Origin of the sequence: Synechococcus sp. UW140 (genome assembly GCF_900474295.1) — a bacterium.
In the GTDB taxonomy this organism is placed as follows: domain Bacteria; phylum Cyanobacteriota; class Cyanobacteriia; order PCC-6307; family Cyanobiaceae; genus Synechococcus_C.
On the sequence record NZ_UCOB01000035.1, the window covers coordinates 1 to 17,999 of the forward strand.

At 58.8% G+C, this 17,999-nt stretch carries 1 protein-coding gene; it reads right to left on the reverse strand.

Annotation, left to right across the window (positions count from 1 at the left end; translation table 11 throughout):
• Positions 1 to 17,999 (reverse strand): hypothetical protein (locus DXY10_RS14715; protein WP_115020095.1); only part of this gene is annotated, 17,999 nt, incomplete at both ends.

A 17,999-nucleotide genomic window follows, 5' to 3' on the forward strand; every position in this document is an offset into this window, starting at 1 on the left:
CAGCGATACCGATCAGGGTGTTGTCACCCACGAGGGTGTCAGCACCAACGGAGGTGTTGAACGCCGTGGTGCTGTAGCCGGCTTGGTCGGAACCGCCGCTGCCAGGTGTGGAGGCATCGGAACCACCGGCTTCCACCCAGGTGCGCCACTTGCCGCAATCGGAGGGATCACCGCTGTAGGTGTCACCGGGCTGGAGGGTTTGAACGTTGAGGATGCAGCGCTGGAGCTGGGAGAGGACTGCAGCATCGAGGCTGGTGTTGATCTCTTGCTGGAAGGCCTGACCGGTTGAGAGTGCCACCTGTGGGAAGGCAGCGGAGGTAGCGCCAGAGAGCTGGCGGTAGAGCTTGTTGAGCTCGCCTTTGGTCTCTTGGGCAAAGATCAGAGCAGCGATGGCATTGAAGTCTGCTGTGCTGCCTGCAGCCTGAATGGTGTTGACGGCCTGACCAACAGCGGTGGAGTTGGAATCAAGTCCACCTGGTGCGTAGTCAATGTCGTAGTGGAAGGCGAGATCGGTGTTGTTGTTGGTCAGCTCGAAGTCAAAGGAGGCAACGGCTGACTTGGGAGCGATCAGTTTGAGATCACCGAGGGTGATGCCTTCTTGGGCATTGATGATGCCTTCTGAGACGAAGGAACCAGGCATGGCCTGACCGACCTGGTTGGCGAGGAGCTCAACGGTGCCGGAGAGATCAGCGCGGTAATGGGTGGTGAGGTTGTCGGTTTCGCCGGAGCGGAGCACCAGGTCAGCCTCATAGAACGAGGTGTCGGTGGTTTCGTAGTTGGCGTAGACCTTCAGATCGCCGATGCGGTATTCACCACCGGGGTTAACGATGCCTCTCTGGTAGAGGGTGACATTGCCATTGGCGACCACGCGGTAGGACTCCATCCGTGCATCGGGGGCGTTGTAGATGTCCCGTGTCAGTCCCGGCAGGATGATGTCGCCTGAGATCGTGCCGAAGTTGCGGATGACGTCATCACCACCGGGGCCGGTGATGGCATCGCTGCTGCCATCGGTGCCACCAACGATGGTGCCGTGGTTGATGACGGTCTCCCGATCCTCGGTGGGGAGGTTGATGGCAGAACCGCCATCACCACCTTGGATGGTGGCGCCCAGTTCGTTCTCAACGCGGAGGTTGCCGTGAAGGAGGCCGCTGGTGCTCTTGGTGATGGCGATTCCGCCTTGGCCAGAGGCAACGATGGTGCCGCTGTTCTTGACGACAACTTCACCGGCGGGAGCATCGGCATCGGTGGCCCCTTCGGTGATGTTGCTCACCGAGCCATCAGGGTTCTGATAGAGGTACGCACCGCCGGTGGCGTTCTGGAAGAGCAGGGCCACAGCGTTGGTGCCGCTCGCACTGATCGTGCCTGAGTTGGTGATGTTGATGTTCCCGGAGCTGCCAGTGGGATCACCGAGCAGCTGTTCGGAGCTGTCCTTTTTGACGCCGCCAAAGACGAAACCACCACCACCGCCGAGGGTCTGGGCGACAACGGCGTGGGAACCGGTGCCGTAAGTGGCGATCGTGCCTGAGTTGGTGAAGTTGATGTCACCGGAGCTGGAGTTGACGTTGGTGTTGTTCAGGGAGACGGAACCAGTAGAGGAGCCGCCAACACCGCCGCCGCCGCCAATGGTCTGGAGGAGGAGGCCAAAGCTGTTGTCACCGGTGGTGGTAATCACGCCTTTGTTGGAGGCGGTGATGTTGCCGGAAGCAGTGCTGCTGCCGCCATGGTCTGCAGCGGAGAAGCTCAGGCGTCTGCCGCCGATGGTGTAACCACCGCCGCCGCCGATGCTCTGGAGCACAACCGCGGGAGAGAAGTCACCGTTGGTGGCAATACCAGAGGTGGTTGTGGTGGCAAGGCCTATGGGGGTGACGTCTGTGGTGGTGCCGCCTGCAGCGTTACTCCAGGTGATGGCGCCAGCGGAGGCATCGGAGAAGAGTGTGCCTGTGCCACCGCTGCCGAGTTGGAGATCACCCGAGGTGGAGGCAGCAAAACCGCCTCCTCCTCCGATGGTCTGGGCGATGAAGGCGGGGCTGGTGTCACCGGTGGAGAAGACCTGTGCTTCGGAGTTGATGGTGAGCTCGATGGCAGCGCCAGAGGTGTTGCCGGTGTTGGGAGTACCAAAGGGGGTGGTACGGCCAAGGCTGAGGTTGCCGCCGACGGTGTCAACGCTGCCGCCACCGCCGCCGATGGTCTGAGCGATCAGGCCGGGTGCATCGCTGCCAGCGGAGCTGACCTTGTTGTCGACGGTGAGGCTGATGGCTCCAGCGGAGCGATCACCGATGCCGAGGCCGCCGAGGGTGGCCTTGCCGCCGACTGCACCGGCGATACCACCACCGCCACCAATGGTTTGCACCATGGCGCCCGCACCCCGATCACCAGTGCTGGTGAGGTTGGAGTCAATGGTGAGTTCGATGGAGCCACCGCTTCCGTCATGAAGAATGTCGAGGACGGATGAGCTGCCACCGAGATTGGCGTTGCCGCCCACATCACCGACCCGGCCACCGCCGCCAGCGATCGATTGCAGCATCAAGGCAGCTGCATCCGTGCCATTGGTGGCGGAATCGAGCTGACTGTTGAGGCTGAGATCGGCTGCTGATGAATCAAGCAGGGAGTAGCCGCCGAGCTGGGCATTGGCGCTCGTGCTGCCGGTGTAACCGCCGCCGCCGCCGATGGATTGATAGGAGAGGCCGCTGGATCCTTCACCAATGGTTAGCACTCGGCTATCGCCCCCGGCAGTGAAGCTGATCACACCACCCTTGCCTTGGGTGCCGAGGGTTCCGCCGCCCAGGAGCAGGTCGCCGCTGCTGGTGTCAGTGCTGGGGAAGACGAGGCCACCGCCACCACCGATCGACTGGAGTACAAACGCCGGTGATTGGTCACCGCTGGTGATGATCGAGCCATTGCCACCCTCGGCGGCAAGATTGAGGGTGACGTTACCGGCATCACCGATGGCGCCATTGGCACCAAGGTTGATGCTGCCGGCTGCGCTGCCGGCACGGCCACCGCCAGCTCCGATCGATTGGGCTGAGATGCCGATCGATTGATCACCGGTGGTGGTGATGGTGCCGGTGCTGTTGATGGTGATGTCTGCGGCATCACCGTTAGCGACATTGCTGGCCCCCATCACCAGGGAGTCGGAGGTGGTGCCGAGGAGTCCACCGCCTGCACCGATGGATTGGAGCAGCAGGCCATCACTGCCGAATCCGGTAGTGGTCACATCGGCGCTGAGATCGAGCTGAATGCTGGCGCTATCAAGGTTAAGGCTACGGACCGAGCCAGCGGTGGCATTGCGGCTGGCGATCGGTGCGTAGCCGCCACCACCGCCGATGGACTGCGCCAGAAGGCCCGGCGATCCGGCACCAAAGGTGAAGAGGTCACCGGTAATGGTGAGTTTCAGAGCACTGGCTTGGTTGTCAGTGGCGGTGTCGCCGCCGAGGCTGATGGTGGGGGTAGACGCCCCTTCGGTGCCAAAGACGGCACCACCACCACCGGCGATCGACTGAGCGACGATCGCTGCTGAATTGCTCCCACCGGTCGAGATTGCAGCGGAGTTGGTGAAGCTGATCGCGGCACTGTTGTTATTGCCGATGACCGAGCCGCCGAGAGTGATGGCATCACCACCAGAGGAGGTGGTGTAGAGACCGCCACCGGCAATCGACTGGAGGATGACACCACTGGAGTTGTCTCCAGTGGTAAGGATTTTGCCGCTGTTGGTGAAGTCGATCACCCCGGAACGGCTGTCGCCTAGGCCAGTGCCACCGACGGAAACGGAGGTCGGAGCACTGCCGATGAGGGCACCAGCGCCACCGATCGATTGGATCGTGAAGCCCGGTGAGCTCTTGCCATTGGTGGTGATGGGAGCATCACTGGTGGCGGTAATCGCTCCGCCACGAACATCGCTGTCAAGGGACGAAGTGCTGCCAATGGTGACACTTCCGTCGACGGCGCCGAGGAGGCCGCCGCCACCACCGATCGACTGGAGGACAACACCGGGGCTGTCATCAGCAGCGGTTTGGATGCTGCGTTGGAGCTGGGTGTAGTCGAGGGAACCGGCGGAAGCATCAACGCCTTCTTGTTGCGTGCCACCGATGGTGACGTTGCCACCGACATTGGCAACGATGCCACCACCACCACCGATGGTCTGAAGCACAGCACCCGGGCTGTTGGTTCCTGTGGTGATGACTTGGAAGGGGAGAGTGAGCTCGAGGTCAGCACCGGTGGAGGTGCCGGTGGTGAGACCACCGAGCTGAACGGTTCCAGCGGGAACGCTGCCGATCCAACCGCCACCGCCACCGATGGATTGATGGATCACACCAGGAGAGAATTGACCGGTGGCCTGCAGGCTGCCGCCGCCCTCGACAAGGGTGAGGGTGCCGCCACTACCAGCAGTGCCATTCTCACCACCGCCGAGGATGACGATGCCGCTGCCGTTGCTGTCTCCGAGGCCGATTTGACCACCGCCGCCCCCGACGGACTGCATTAAGTAGGAGGGTGCGTAATCACCACTGGTGGCGATGAGCCCACCGGTGTTGTCAAGGGTGACATTGCCTGCATCACCGCTGCCGCCATTGGCACCGAGGATGAGTGAACCGCTAGCGGAGGCGATCCGACCACCACCGCCACCAACGGATTGGGCGACGACACCGATGCTGAAGTCACCTTCGGTTTGGATTGTGCCGCCGTTGTTGTTGACGGTGACATTGCCTGCATTACCTGTTGCGTCGATCGCGCCCATCACGAGGCTGACGCTGCTGGCGCCAGCACTACCGCCACCGGCACCGATCGACTGAGCAACGATGCCTTCGGAGTATTTGCCGCTGGTGGAGATCCGGCCCTCTTGGGTGATCAGCACATTGGAGGCGTTGGCCGTACCGCCATTCATGCCGAGGCGCATGGAGTCGCCGTTTTGAGAGGTGAAGCCACCGCCACCGCCCACTGACTGGGCGATAATTCCTTGAGATTGCACACCAGTGGTGACCAAGGTGGTTCCGCCACTGAAATACAGATCGACCGATCCACTGTTGCCAATCTGCTGGCCACTTCCACCAAGGTCGACGGCAGCCGACGTACCGCTACCGTCGCCACCCACATAGCCGCCGCCGCCGCCGATGGTCTGAGCGATCACAGCAGGAGACGACACTCCTTTGGTCTGGATGCGGGAGTTGTTCTTGGAGGTGAGGCTGATGGATCCCGAGCTGGTTTCACCTTCAACAGCTCCGCCAAGACTGACGGATGCGGTTGAGGTGTAGGCCGAACCACCACCACCACCAATGGATTGGAGGGTGAGGCCTGGTGAGTTACGGCCCTCGGTAGCGATAGTCCATCGGTGGCTGATGGCCGTGACATCACTGGCTGAGGTGTCGCCTGTGCTGCTGGTGCCGAAGTTGATTTGTTCGCCATCAACATCAGCGGCGAGGCCACCACCACCACCGATGGATTGCATCACTACACCGGGGCTGTTGTTTCCTTGTGTCTGTGCGGCGAAGGGGCCATTCAGGGTGATGGCACCAGCACGGAAGCTGCCGGTTCCCTCGCCACCGAGGGTGGCGTTGCCACCGACGGAATTGATGCTGCCACCACCACCACCGATGGATTGAATCACCAAGGCAGCCGAATCATCGCCCGTGGAAGTGAGAGAGGCACCAGCATTGCTGACGACTCGAATCGCACCGCCATCGGCATTGTTCTCACCAATGCTCTCGTGGAGGCCGAGAGTGGCGTTGCCGCCGACAGTGCCAGCGCGACCACCACCGCCACCGATGGCTTGAACAAGCATCACTGGTGAGGTGGCGCCTGTTGTGATCAGGTCTCCCTCGATATCAACCAGAACGGCCTGTTCGACAGCTTCAACGTCACAGGAGCCAAAGGCGCAGGCTTCTGGCATTAACACGTTGCTTGAACCAGCGATGCCAACAGAAGCATCCTTGATACGTGCTCCCAAGTAGGCATTGGTTGTGACATTGCCTGCAAAACCACCACCACCACCGATGGTCTGAACCACAAAGCCTGGGCTGCTATTGCCAGTTGTTTTCACAATGCCACTGACATTGGCTGTGATCGGCGCACCTGTTGCGTTCCCAGTTAAGGGGCTAAATGTGTTGTAGCCATTGAGAATAATGCTGCTACCGAGAGTGGTGTAGGTCCTTGAATTGACCAAACTCCAACCACCGCCTCCGCCTATGGATTGAAGAATTGCAGCAGCAGACCGCTCGCCTGATGTTGCAATGGTGCTGCCATTGGTGGAGGTGAAGTTGATAGCACCGGAGTAGAAATCACCCTCTGCGCTGAGCTTGTCGTCGTCGGAATAACCGAATTGAATCTGTCCTGCGTAGGCATCATTCAAGGATTGAATGGCACCACCACCACCGCCAATGCTCTGAAGCAGCAGCGCAGGAGAACCAAGGCCCTTAGTGACAAGATTGGATTGGTTGTTAACCGAGATATTGCCCGAGTTGGATGACCGTGCGTCGTAGCCACCTAAGAGGAAGATAGGGGTGTCCGGCCGGTCATCTCGATCGTCGGTGATGCTCCAGTTGATGGCTCCTGATCCACCGCCACCGCCGATGCTCTGGGCTATGAGGGCGGCGGAGTTGTTGCCAGATGTGGTGATGTCTCCATTGTTATTGACTTCAATATCAGAGGAGGAATTGATCCCTTTCGTCTCAGTCGCTCCCAGGATCATGCGATAGTCCTCGCCGGTATTGATGCCAATGAAACCGCCACCACCGCCGATGGACTGGGCCAGGAGGCCTGTGCTGTTGGTGCCTGAGGTTTGGATGGCGCCATTGGTGTTGACTGAGACAGTGCCTGCTTGGTTGTTGCTCTCGAGAGTTTTGTAGGAACCAAGGTCGACTTGACCAGCGGCCTGTGCGATCCAGCCACCACCACCACCGATGGATTGGGCAACCAATGCCGGTGAGTTGTTGCCTGTCGTTTGAATGGTGCCAGTGGTGCTCACATCCACTGATCCTGCAGTGGATGTTTGCGAGGCAACGGATTTAATGGATCCAACACTGACGGCTCCGGAAACAATGCCCACCAAGCCACCGCCGCCACCGATCGATTGGGCCAGAAGGCCACTGGAGTAGATGCCCTCGGTGCTGATATTTCCGGTTTGGCTGATGGTTACATTGCCTGCGCTGTTGTTGCCTCTTCCTTCGAGTGTTCCGATCCGTGCGAATTTTTGAGAGTCGCCTGTAGCACCACCACCACCACCGATAGATTGAGCTACCAGGGCTGGGGAATTCGTTCCCAAGCTGAAGAGATTTGCTTCACTGGTGATGGTGACGGCACCACCTTTTCCGCCATTGGATTGAATCGATCCAAGGAAGGTGTAGTTGTTGCCTTGATCTAGCAGCAGCCAGCCACCACCATCACCAATACTTTGAGCTAGAACCACCGATGAATTGTCACCTTTGGTGATGTATTGCTCGGCTTCAATGTTGATATCGATTGAATTTGCGTTGCCGCCGCCTCCGATGCCGAAGTTTTTATTTTGGATGATCATTGCATCAACTGCATCGAGATTTAGCAGTGAGCGGAAGTAGTCGCTGTCTCCTGCGACAAGGTTATCCATGATGTCCTTCCATTCTGTATTCCAGTCTGAAGAGGTTTCTTTTTTGCTGAATCCTTGAGGCCCTTGGCTTCCTAGTAGAGCCGCGCTCTTTCCATCTCTGCCGGGAGTGATGTCACCAAAGAAGCCACCACCACCACCGATGGATTGGGCAATCATTGCTTGTGATCCAATTCCTTTTGTGGTGATGTTTCCGTTGGTGGTGATGCTGATGCTGTCACCTGCATTGCCTTCAGTATTGGTGCTGGCGTTGCCAAGCCAGAAGAAATCGGGATCTGAGGCGACGGGGGCGTAGACGCCACCACCACCAATGGATTGAACCAGCATCGCTGGTGCAGCGGCTCCTTCGGTGCTGATTGCACCGCTATTGACCACAGTCACGCTTCCAGCCGAGCCATCTGAGCTGCCGATGTTGCCGATCGAAATCAGCTGTTGTCCGTTTGAAATCGGGCCTGTGAATGCAGTGCCACCGCCATGGCTAATTGCGGCAAGGCCAATGGATCCATCGCCGCTGGTTGTGAGTATTGCTTTGTTGGTGAGCAACACATCTCCAGCTGATGTGTTGCCATTTGTGTTTGCCCCGCCGAGTAGATCACCGCCAATTTCAGCAATGAAACCACCACCACCACCGCCGCTAACAGCGCTCAGTGCAGTTGCCGCCTCACCTTTTGTGACAATGAAGGAACCGTTGTTTTCAACCTCGATATCACCACCGCTGGCGTCAATCGTGAAGTTCGTTGCAAGCGTCCCGAATTTGGCTGTATCTGTTGAGGTGCCAAAAATTGTTCCACCACCACCACCGAGGCTCATGATGTTGATGCCAGTGGATCCATCTCCGGTAGTGGTGATATTGCCGCTATTCGTGAATGCGATATCTCCGCCACTGCTGTCACCTTCCATGGATTGTGACCCCATCCTCACTTCGTTGGCCTGTGCGCTGACGGCACCACCACCACCACCAACGGTTTGAACCCGAATGCCCTGGGAGTACCAACCTGTTGTGGAGACGTCTGCTGTGTTGTCGACTGTGATGTCTCCACCGTATCCACCAGATCCCTCCTTACTTCCGAGGCGAAGGTTGTTATCTCGTGCTCCTTTGAGTGCAGTCCAGCCGCCGCCACCACCAACACTCTGGATCAGGAGGGCTGGAGCACCGTTACCACTTGTTCTAACAAATTCACCTGTGTTGTTAACTGTAATATTTTCTGCGCCTGAATTTAGGGCTTCATGGCCTGCTAGGAACAAGCGATCAAACTCTCCTTCTTCACTGTTCTGATCGTCATTTAATTCGGAATAGGCATTAACTCCACCACCTCCACCGATGCTTTGAGCCAGTAAAGCAATGGATCCAACGCCCTCTGTTGTCAGGTTGCCAGAGTTGGTGACGGCTACATTTCCGCTCTTGGAGCTGGTTGTGTACAGAGAACCCATGAACATTTCATCGATCAGCTCTGAACTGAGGAAACCACCACCACCAGCAATGGATTGGGCCAGGATCGCACCCGATCCGCGACCAGTTGTAGTGACATCACCCTTGTTGTTAACAACAACATTGCCGGAATCAGTAACAACGGCTCCATTTGCTCCAAGTGAGATGATCGGAGCATTCATGCCACCGGCATAGCCGCCGCCGCCGCCAACGGATTGAACAAGAATGCCAGGGGAAATTGCACCCTTGGTGCTGATAGGAGCTGTATTCGTAACCTCAACACCGCCACCCTTCAGGATGTCTCCTACGACATCCTCGATGACTGAGCCATTAATGTCTCGTACATACTTGCCTGAACCAATCCTGCCAATCCAGTTGCGCCCGGGGATTGAGCTTCGTTGTTCTCCAATGAATCCACCGCCACCACCGATCGATTGAGCAGTGATGCCTGGTGAGCTATTGCCTTCGGTAACGATGAACTCTCCTGTATTTTCGAGTTTGATCTCACCGCTAGTTGCAGTGAGGATTCCTCCGGAACCCGTAAGACCAAGTTGTGCATTGCCGTAATACTGGTCGGCTCGGCCACCACCACCGGCGATGGATTGAAGCAGCAGGGCCGGAGAATCTTCTCCTTTGGTGAAAATGCTTCCTTTGTTGTTGAGGTCGATGGCACCTGAATTGCTGACACCAGAACCTTCGGTCAGGCCCATCTGGATTTCGCCGGTTTTCATGCCAATCAGGCCACCACCGCCGCCGATGGATTGGACCGTGATCGCACCCGCGCTCAGCCCAATCGTGCGGATGTCAGCAGTGTTTGTGACAGTGACATTGCCGCTACGGCCCACCCCAGAAGGGGAGACTGAGCCGACCATTGTATTTACATTTTCTGCAGTAGTTCCGGCTAGCCAGCCGCCGCCGCCGCCAACTGATTGAATCAATAATGCACGGGCATATTTCCCTTCTGTTTTGATGTAACTGCCTGTATTGCTGACAGTGACATCCCCACCGGCGCCATCGGAACTATTGGAAGAGCCTAGCTGGAGGCTTGATCCAATCAGGTCTGTTTCTTTGAGGCGTCGAATATTGCCGCCACCGCCACCAATTGCCTGCACAACGAATGCAGATGATGAGAGGCCAGTGGAATCAAGGTTTCCGGAGTTATTAACAGTGATGGAGCCACTCCTGGAACGCAGAGAGTTTTGGTCACCCATTCTCAAGATATTGGATGCATCGCCCGTTTGAGCTTCTTCACTCAACGTGGTGTAACCCCCACCACCCCCGATGGACTGAACCATGATCAGGGGTGATGTCACCCCGCTGGTGGTGATATTGCCCGTATTGTCGACAGTTATATCTCCAGCCGTCGCTTCAATGAGATTCTGGCCACCTAAATTGATGTTTTCGTTGTTTGTGGTGCTCACTACACCACCGCCTCCGCCGATGCTCTGAACCACGAGGCCTGCTGATGCTCCTCCGCTAGTGCTGATCAGGCTTCTATTTGTCACGTTGACATTGCCAGCATCGATCTTCTTTAAACTCGTTCCTCCCAAGCTCACGCCATCATTCGAGGAGCCCACGAAACCACCACCACCACCGATGGATTGGGCCAGGATTGCAGTCGACCCTATGCCAGAGGTTTTGATCGACTCACCTTCCGACCTGAGTGTGATACTCCCTGATGTTCCGAGTGTCTCACTTAGTCCGTTGGAGGCTCCAAGCGACGCTTCGCCTCCACTCGCGCCTGCTACGAATCCACCACCAGAGCCAATCGACTGCAGGAGAATGGCGCCTGAGTAATCGCCATCAGTTTGGATGACGTTGGTATTGATGATGTCGAGATCACCCGATTCTGAGGAACCTTGATGGTTCAAGGTTCCAAGCGTTAAATCTCCAGCTGCAGAACTGATGACACCACCACCACCACCAATCGATTGGGCAGTCAATGCCGCTGAGTGATTGCCAGTTGTGTACAGAATTGCTCTGTTCTGAACTGTGACGTTGCCCGAATTTGCAGAGCCCGTGCTGTTGTTAGTGGCTCCGATCCGTTTGGTTCCAGTGCCGCTTGCGTTGAGCAGCGCGTAGCCACCACCACCACCAACTGATTGGGCGACTAGAGCTGGTGAATAATTCTCCTTCGTGGTAATCGCTTCTGCGGAGTTGTTGACTGTGACTGAGCCAGCTATGGCTTCAAACTCGCCAGTGCTTCCAAAGGTAATGGTGTACTCGGTGCTGTCTCCTGCCTGGGCCACATAGCCACCACCACCAGCGATGGACTGAGCGATCAAGCCCGCAGATCCCACACCTGCTGTGCCGAGAGTGCGGCTGTTGTTCACAGTGACATTGCCTGTTGTGATCACTGGCAATTGGTCTGTTGCGCTAGCTGTCGAGATGCTTCCCATGCGTATTCCGCTTCCGGCGCTTGAGGCAGAAGCGCCACCACCGCCGCCGATGCTTTGCGCAATAACGGCTGCTGAGTTGAGGCCAAGGGTGTTGATTGTGGCGTTAGTGGTGAGGGAGACATCGCCAGCGTTGCTGGTGCTGTTGCTAGCAATGGTGCCGCCGAGATTGAGGACATTGCCGGTTGTCGTTCCGGTGAATCCACCACCACCGGCGATGGCTTGAGCGAGCACACCGGTGGAATTTTCACCAGTGGTTTGGATTGCGGTGTAGTTGACGTTGGCGTCGATGGAGCCTGCGTTGGTTGAGCCGATTTGAGTGGCACCGAGGGTTGCATTGCCGCCGACGTTGCCAATCCAACCACCACCACCACCGATGGTTTGCAGAACGATGGCTGGAGCATCGTTGCCCTCGGTGACCATTTGATCACCAGAGCCAGAGAAGGTGATGGAGCCAGCATTTGCGCTGCCTTGCGCCGAACTGGTCATACCCAGATTGGCGTTGCCGATCACCTTGGCGCCAAAGCCGCCGCCGCCGGCAATGGTCTGAACCACCAGAGCGGAGGAATTGTTGCCAGAGGTGCCAACGCTTCCAGAGAGGTCGGCAACGACATTTCCGGAGTTGAGGTTGCCGCTAACTTGCGTCGCCCCGAAGGTTGCATCGCCGTATGCACTACCGGTGTAACCACCACCACCACCGATGGATTGAGCTGTGAGTGCGGTTGAGAATTCACCGTCTGTTTTGAGAAGTGAATTCACGGTGACAGAGACGTCGCCAGCGGTAGCAGTTCCGGAGTTGTTCTTGCTGCCGATTTGTGTTGTTCCATCCCCTTTGCCGGTGAGCAGGGCGAAACCACCACCACCACCGATGGATTGTGCAACCACTGTTGGTGAGTAGTTGGCAGTGGTGACGATTTGATCTCCACGGTTGTTGACGGTGACATCACCGGCAGCAGCGTTGAAGCGGCCATTGCTGCCGAAAGTAACCTGATATTCAATATTGTCGCCAGTCTGCGATACATAGCCACCACCTGCAGCGATCGACTGGGCGATCAAACCTGCCGACCCAACTGATGTGGTGCTGATTATTCCTGTGTTGTTGACGGTGACATCACCCGATTGAGTCGTTGGCAGGCTTGCACTGCCTGTTGCCGTTGAAATTGCACCCAAGCGGATGGTGTCTCCAGCACTTGTTGCTGATGCACCACCACCACCACTGATTGATTGGGCGATGATTCCTGCGGAATTAATGCCCGAGGTGTTGTCATCACCGGCTGAAGTGATGATTACGGCTTCGTTGGTGAGTTTGACGTCGCCAGCATTACTTGTGCTGTTGCCGGCAATTGTGCCGCCAAGGGTGAGGGTATTGCCTGTGGTGCTTCCGGTGAAACCACCACCACCACCGATAGCTTGGGCAAGGATGCCAGTGGAGTTGGACCCAGTAGTTTGGATCGCTTTGAAGTTCACCCGGGCATCGATCGATCCAGCATTGGCTGATCCAATCTGTGTGGCGCCGAGGGTGGCATTTCCACCAACATTTCCAATCCAGCCGCCACCACCACCGATGGATTGGATCACGATCGCCGGTGCATCGATTCCTTTCGTCAGGGCAAGAGCGCCACTGCCTGTGAAGGTCACAGAACCTGCATTTGCGGTTCCTGATGCGGAACTTGTCATGCCGAGTACAGCATCACCTGTAACTTCTGCTCCAAATCCACCGCCACCTGCGATCGTCTGGACGACCATGGCGGCTGAGTTTTTACCTTCGGTGATGGCGTCGCTTGTGAGCGTGGCGCTGATTGATCCAGAACTGAGGTTTCCGCTGACTTCGGAGGCACCGAGGGTGACGTTGCCGAGTGCATTGCCGGTGACACCGCCACCACCACCGACGGATTGGATGACTGCAGCAGTGGAGTAGTCAGCAGCGGATCCGATGGTGTCTGTAGTGCTGGTGAGGGTGACGTTGCCGCCCTGGAGTGAGGAGCCAGCTTCACTGCCGAGCTGAGCGTTGGGGGTGCTGCGCAGCAGGGACCAACCACCACCACCACCGATGGATTGGGCGACAAGGGCCGGGCTATAAGCACCGAAGGTGATGAGGGATGCAGCGTTGTTGGTGACGGTGACGTCACCGGCGTTGGCGGAGGTGAGGTTGCTGCCCGCGAGTGTGACGTCGTAGCTGGCGAGGGCGTTGGTTTCAGCGATGTAACCACCACCACCGGCAATGGATTGAACCATCAGTGCGGGTGATCCGTTGCCGGTGGTTTGTAAAGCGCCGCGGTTGGTGACGACGACGGACTCCGCATCGGCGATGTCACCGGCGCTGGCGCCGAGGCGACTGAGGGAACCGAGGGATTTGGCAGCGGCACCACCACCACCACCGACGGACTGGGCGAGGAAGGCTGCGGCATTGATGCCCTTGGTGGTGATGTCACCTGTGTTGGTGACGGAGACGGTGCTACCGGAGGCATTGCCGATGAGGGAGCCGCCAAGGATGACTGCATCACCAGCGGAAAGACCGGCGACGCCACCACCGCCACCGATGGATTGAGCGAGCAGACCGATGGAGTTGTTGCCGGTGGTCTGAATCAGGCTCGAGTTCGTGACTTCGACAGAGCCGGCAGTGGCGATGCCGGTGCCGCTGGCTCCCATGGTGACGTTGCCCGTGACTTCAGCAACTGCACCGCCACCACCACCGATGGACTGGACGAGGAGTGCTGGAGAGCTAAGCCCTTTGCTGCTTAGCAGTTCAGCAGTGTTGTTGACGGTGACATCACCGCCATTGGCGGAAGCGTTCAGGAGGTTTACGGAACCGAGGTTGAGGGTGGTGCCGATATCACCGGTGCGGCCACCACCGCCACCGATGGACTGGACGTTGATGAGCGGGCTGAAGTTACCGGCGGTTTGCACCGAGCCGGTGTTGTTGAGAGTGATGGTGCCAGCGTTTTGGCTGCCGGAGCTGTTGATGCTGCCGAGCTGGGCTGCGCCATCGACCTGGCCGGTGTAAGCACCACCACCACCGATGGATTGAAGGCTGATGCCGGGGGAGGTGTTGCCTGAGGTGGAGATCAGCGAGCGGTTGGTGACGGTGATGGAGCCGCCATCCATGGGAGCAGCACTGTTTTGTGCGCCGAGGATGAGGTTGCCCTGGATAGGACCAACCCAACCACCACCACCACCGATGGATTGGGCAGAGAGAGCTTGGCTGTAGTCGCCTTGTGTGCCGAGCTCTTTGCCGGTGGAGAGGATATTGATTGATCCGCCGCTGAGGTCAGCGGAAGCCGCAGCATCGCTGCTGCCGACGGTGACGTTGCCTCCAGAAGTTTGGGCAATGCGACCACCACCACCACCGATAGCTTGAGCAAAGATGGCGGGCGAGTACTCGGCGAGGGTGATCAGGCTGCCCTCGTTGCGAAGGGTCATGGCCTGAGCCGATTGGATCCCTGTGGCGTTAGCAGAACCGATGACGACAGTGCCGTTCGCGGAATCGGCGGAGCCACCACCACCACCGATGGCCTGGTGAAGGATGGCTGGCGAGAAGGCATCGTTGGAGAGGAGCGTTCCGGTGTTGATGAGGGTGGTGATGCCGGACTGACCGGTGGCACCGTTGCTGCCGAGGGTGGCATCACCGAAACCGGATTGGACATCACCACCACCAGCGCCAACGCTGTTGAGATAAACGGGGATGGAGGAGGTGCCGTAGGTGGCGATGTTGCCGGTGTTTCGGAGGGTGACGGTGCCAGACGTACCGCCGGAGCCACCGGAACCTCCAAGGCTGAGGGTGCCTTCGTTGATGTTGGCTGTGGCGCGACCACCACCACCAGCAATGGACTGCGCGACGACGCCATAGGAGCCATCACCAAACGTGACGATGTTGCCGTTGTTGGTGATGGTGATATTTCCGGCGTTACCGCCCTTGCCACCGGATGCACCGAGGCTGAGGGAATCCTGGCTAGCGCCGATGTCACCGCCACCACCACCGATGGCGAGAGCAAAGACACCAACGGCGTTATCCCCGCGAGTGACGATGTCAGCACCAGCTGTGTTGGTGATGGTGATGTTGCCGGAGTTCCCACCACCGCCACCACTGCCGCCGAGAGAAGCGCTCATGGCCGCGGTGCTGGAGAGGGAGCCGCCGCCGCCACCCACGGATTGGGCGTAGATGCCATAGGCGGCATCACCGCTGACATCAATGACTCCTGAGTTGGTGACGGAGACATTGCCGGCGTTACCGCCATCTCCACCTGAGCCACCAAAGGAGATGGAGGCCTCAGTACCTTCTGATGCGGTTTGCGTTGCGATTGAGACGCGTCCACCACCGCCTCCGACGGATTGCGAGAAGACACCGTGGGACTGGCTGCCTTTGGTGATCACACGGCCCCGGTTCGTGACAGAGACATTGCTGGCGCTGCCGCCTCCACCGGCGGTGCCACCGACCTGGAGGCTGCCGCTGATGGTGTTATCAGCGGAGGATGAGGGGGCGGCGATGGAAGTTTCACCACCACCACCACCAATGGACTGGGCGTAGATGGCGACGGCGTTATCGCCAAGGGTCTGGATATCAGCGGCGTTGGAGATGGTGACGATGCCACTGTTGCCGCCCGCTCCACCGGAGCCACCGATGGTGCCGTTGATGGCGATCTTGGAGGAGGAGGATCCACCGACAAAGCTGCTGGCGCTACCGCCGCCGCCGCCGACGGACTGAACGTAGATGGCGGTGGCGTTGTTGCCGCTGGTGAGGATCGTGCCGTCTTGGATGTTGAGGTTGACGGCACCACTGTTACCGCCAGCACCACCGGAGGCACCGATGCCGACGCTGATGCCGATGTCACCGCCTTGAACATTGTTGACGTTGGTGCCAGCTGAACCACCACCGCCACCGATGGACTGGGCGAGAAGAGCAACGGAGTTGTTCCCGGTGGTGCTGATGTTCAGATCAGCGGCGTTGAGGGAGACGGTGCCACTGTTGCCACCGGCGCCACCAGCGCCGGATTCACCGACCGCGAGGCCGCCGAGTGTGGCGTTGGTGGTGCTGTTGGCCGCATTGCTGTGAATGGCTCCACCTTGACCACCACCACCACCGATGGATTGGAGAAGGATGCCTTTGGCGGATTCACCGGTTGTGGAGACGGTCAGGGTTTTGCCGGCATTGGTGATCAGAGACACGTCGCCTGCGGAGGCACCATTGCCGCCTTTGCCGCCAAACCCGAAGGTGGCAGAAGCGGAGTAAGAGGCATTGCCGGAGTTGGCGGCGTTCGTGGTGATGGAACCGCCGGCACCACCACCACCGCCAACGGATTGGGCAAAGACACCAATGGCCTGAGTCCCTGAGGTAGCAATGTTGCCGGAGAGACGGGCGGTGACATCAGCGGCTTGACCGCCAGCACCACCATCACCTGCAGAGGACGCGTCGGCACCGAAGGCGAAGGACGCATTGGCGGAGGACGCAGACGCGGAAGCATTGCCTGTGATTGATCCGCCCTGACCACCACCGCCACCGATGGACTGGAGCAGAACGCCGTAGGCGCCTTCTCCTTGGGTAATCAACGTGGCATCAGCGAAGAGGTTGACGCTTCCAGCGCGACCACCGCTGCCACCCGCGCCGCCCATGGCCATGGCTGCAGAGATGTTGCCGCTGGCTGAGCCGGAGTTGATGGAACCGGCAGCACCACCACCACCACCGATGGATTGGAGGAAGACAGCATGGGCGGCATCGCCGCTGGTCTGGATCTGGAGATCAGCGATCTGGCTGGAGCTGCCGAGGGAGACGGACGAGGCACTGCCGCCGTTGCCGCCGGAGCGGGTGAGAGCACCGGACGCACCGAGGGAGAAGGAGGTATTGGAGGTGCCGGTCGCGACATTGCTGGAGAGCACTGAGCCGCTTTGGCCGCCACCACCACCAACGGACTGGAGGAGGATGCCGTGGGCACCAGAACCGCTGCCAGCGGTGGCATTACCGGTGATCACCGTCAGGGTGTCTGGGACGTTGAAGGCAACCTGTCCGCCCGAGCCACCGCTACCACCGGCGCCGCCCATGGCGACGGAGGCGGAAGCCTGAAGGCTTTCACTGCCCGAGGCTGAGGCGGAATTGGTGACAGAAGCACCGGCACCACCGCCACCACCGACGGATTGAGCAAAGAAACCGATGGAGCTGTCACCAGCCGTTTGGATCCTGCCGCTGATGCTGCCTTGAACGGTCTGACCCCATGAGCCACCACCGCCGGCACCGCCGGTGCCACCTGATGCACCAAAGGAGAAGGTGGAATTGGCGGATTCCGCGTCAGCGGAAGCGTTGGAGGTGACAGCACCGCCTTGACCACCACCACCACCGATGGATTGGAGCAGAACGCCGTAGGAGGAAGCACCTTTGGTAATGAAGGTGCCGTCGGCGTAGAAGTTCACATCAGAGGCGGAACCACCGGAACCACCGCTGCCGCCCATGGCGAATGTTGCAGAGAGGTTGCCGCCTGATGCGGCGTTGTTGACGGAGCCACCGGCACCACCACCACCACCGATGGACTGGAGGAAGACGGCATTGGCGTTATCGCCAATGGTCTGGATCTGGAGATCAGCGATCTGGCTGGAGTTGCCGAGGGAGACGGAGCCA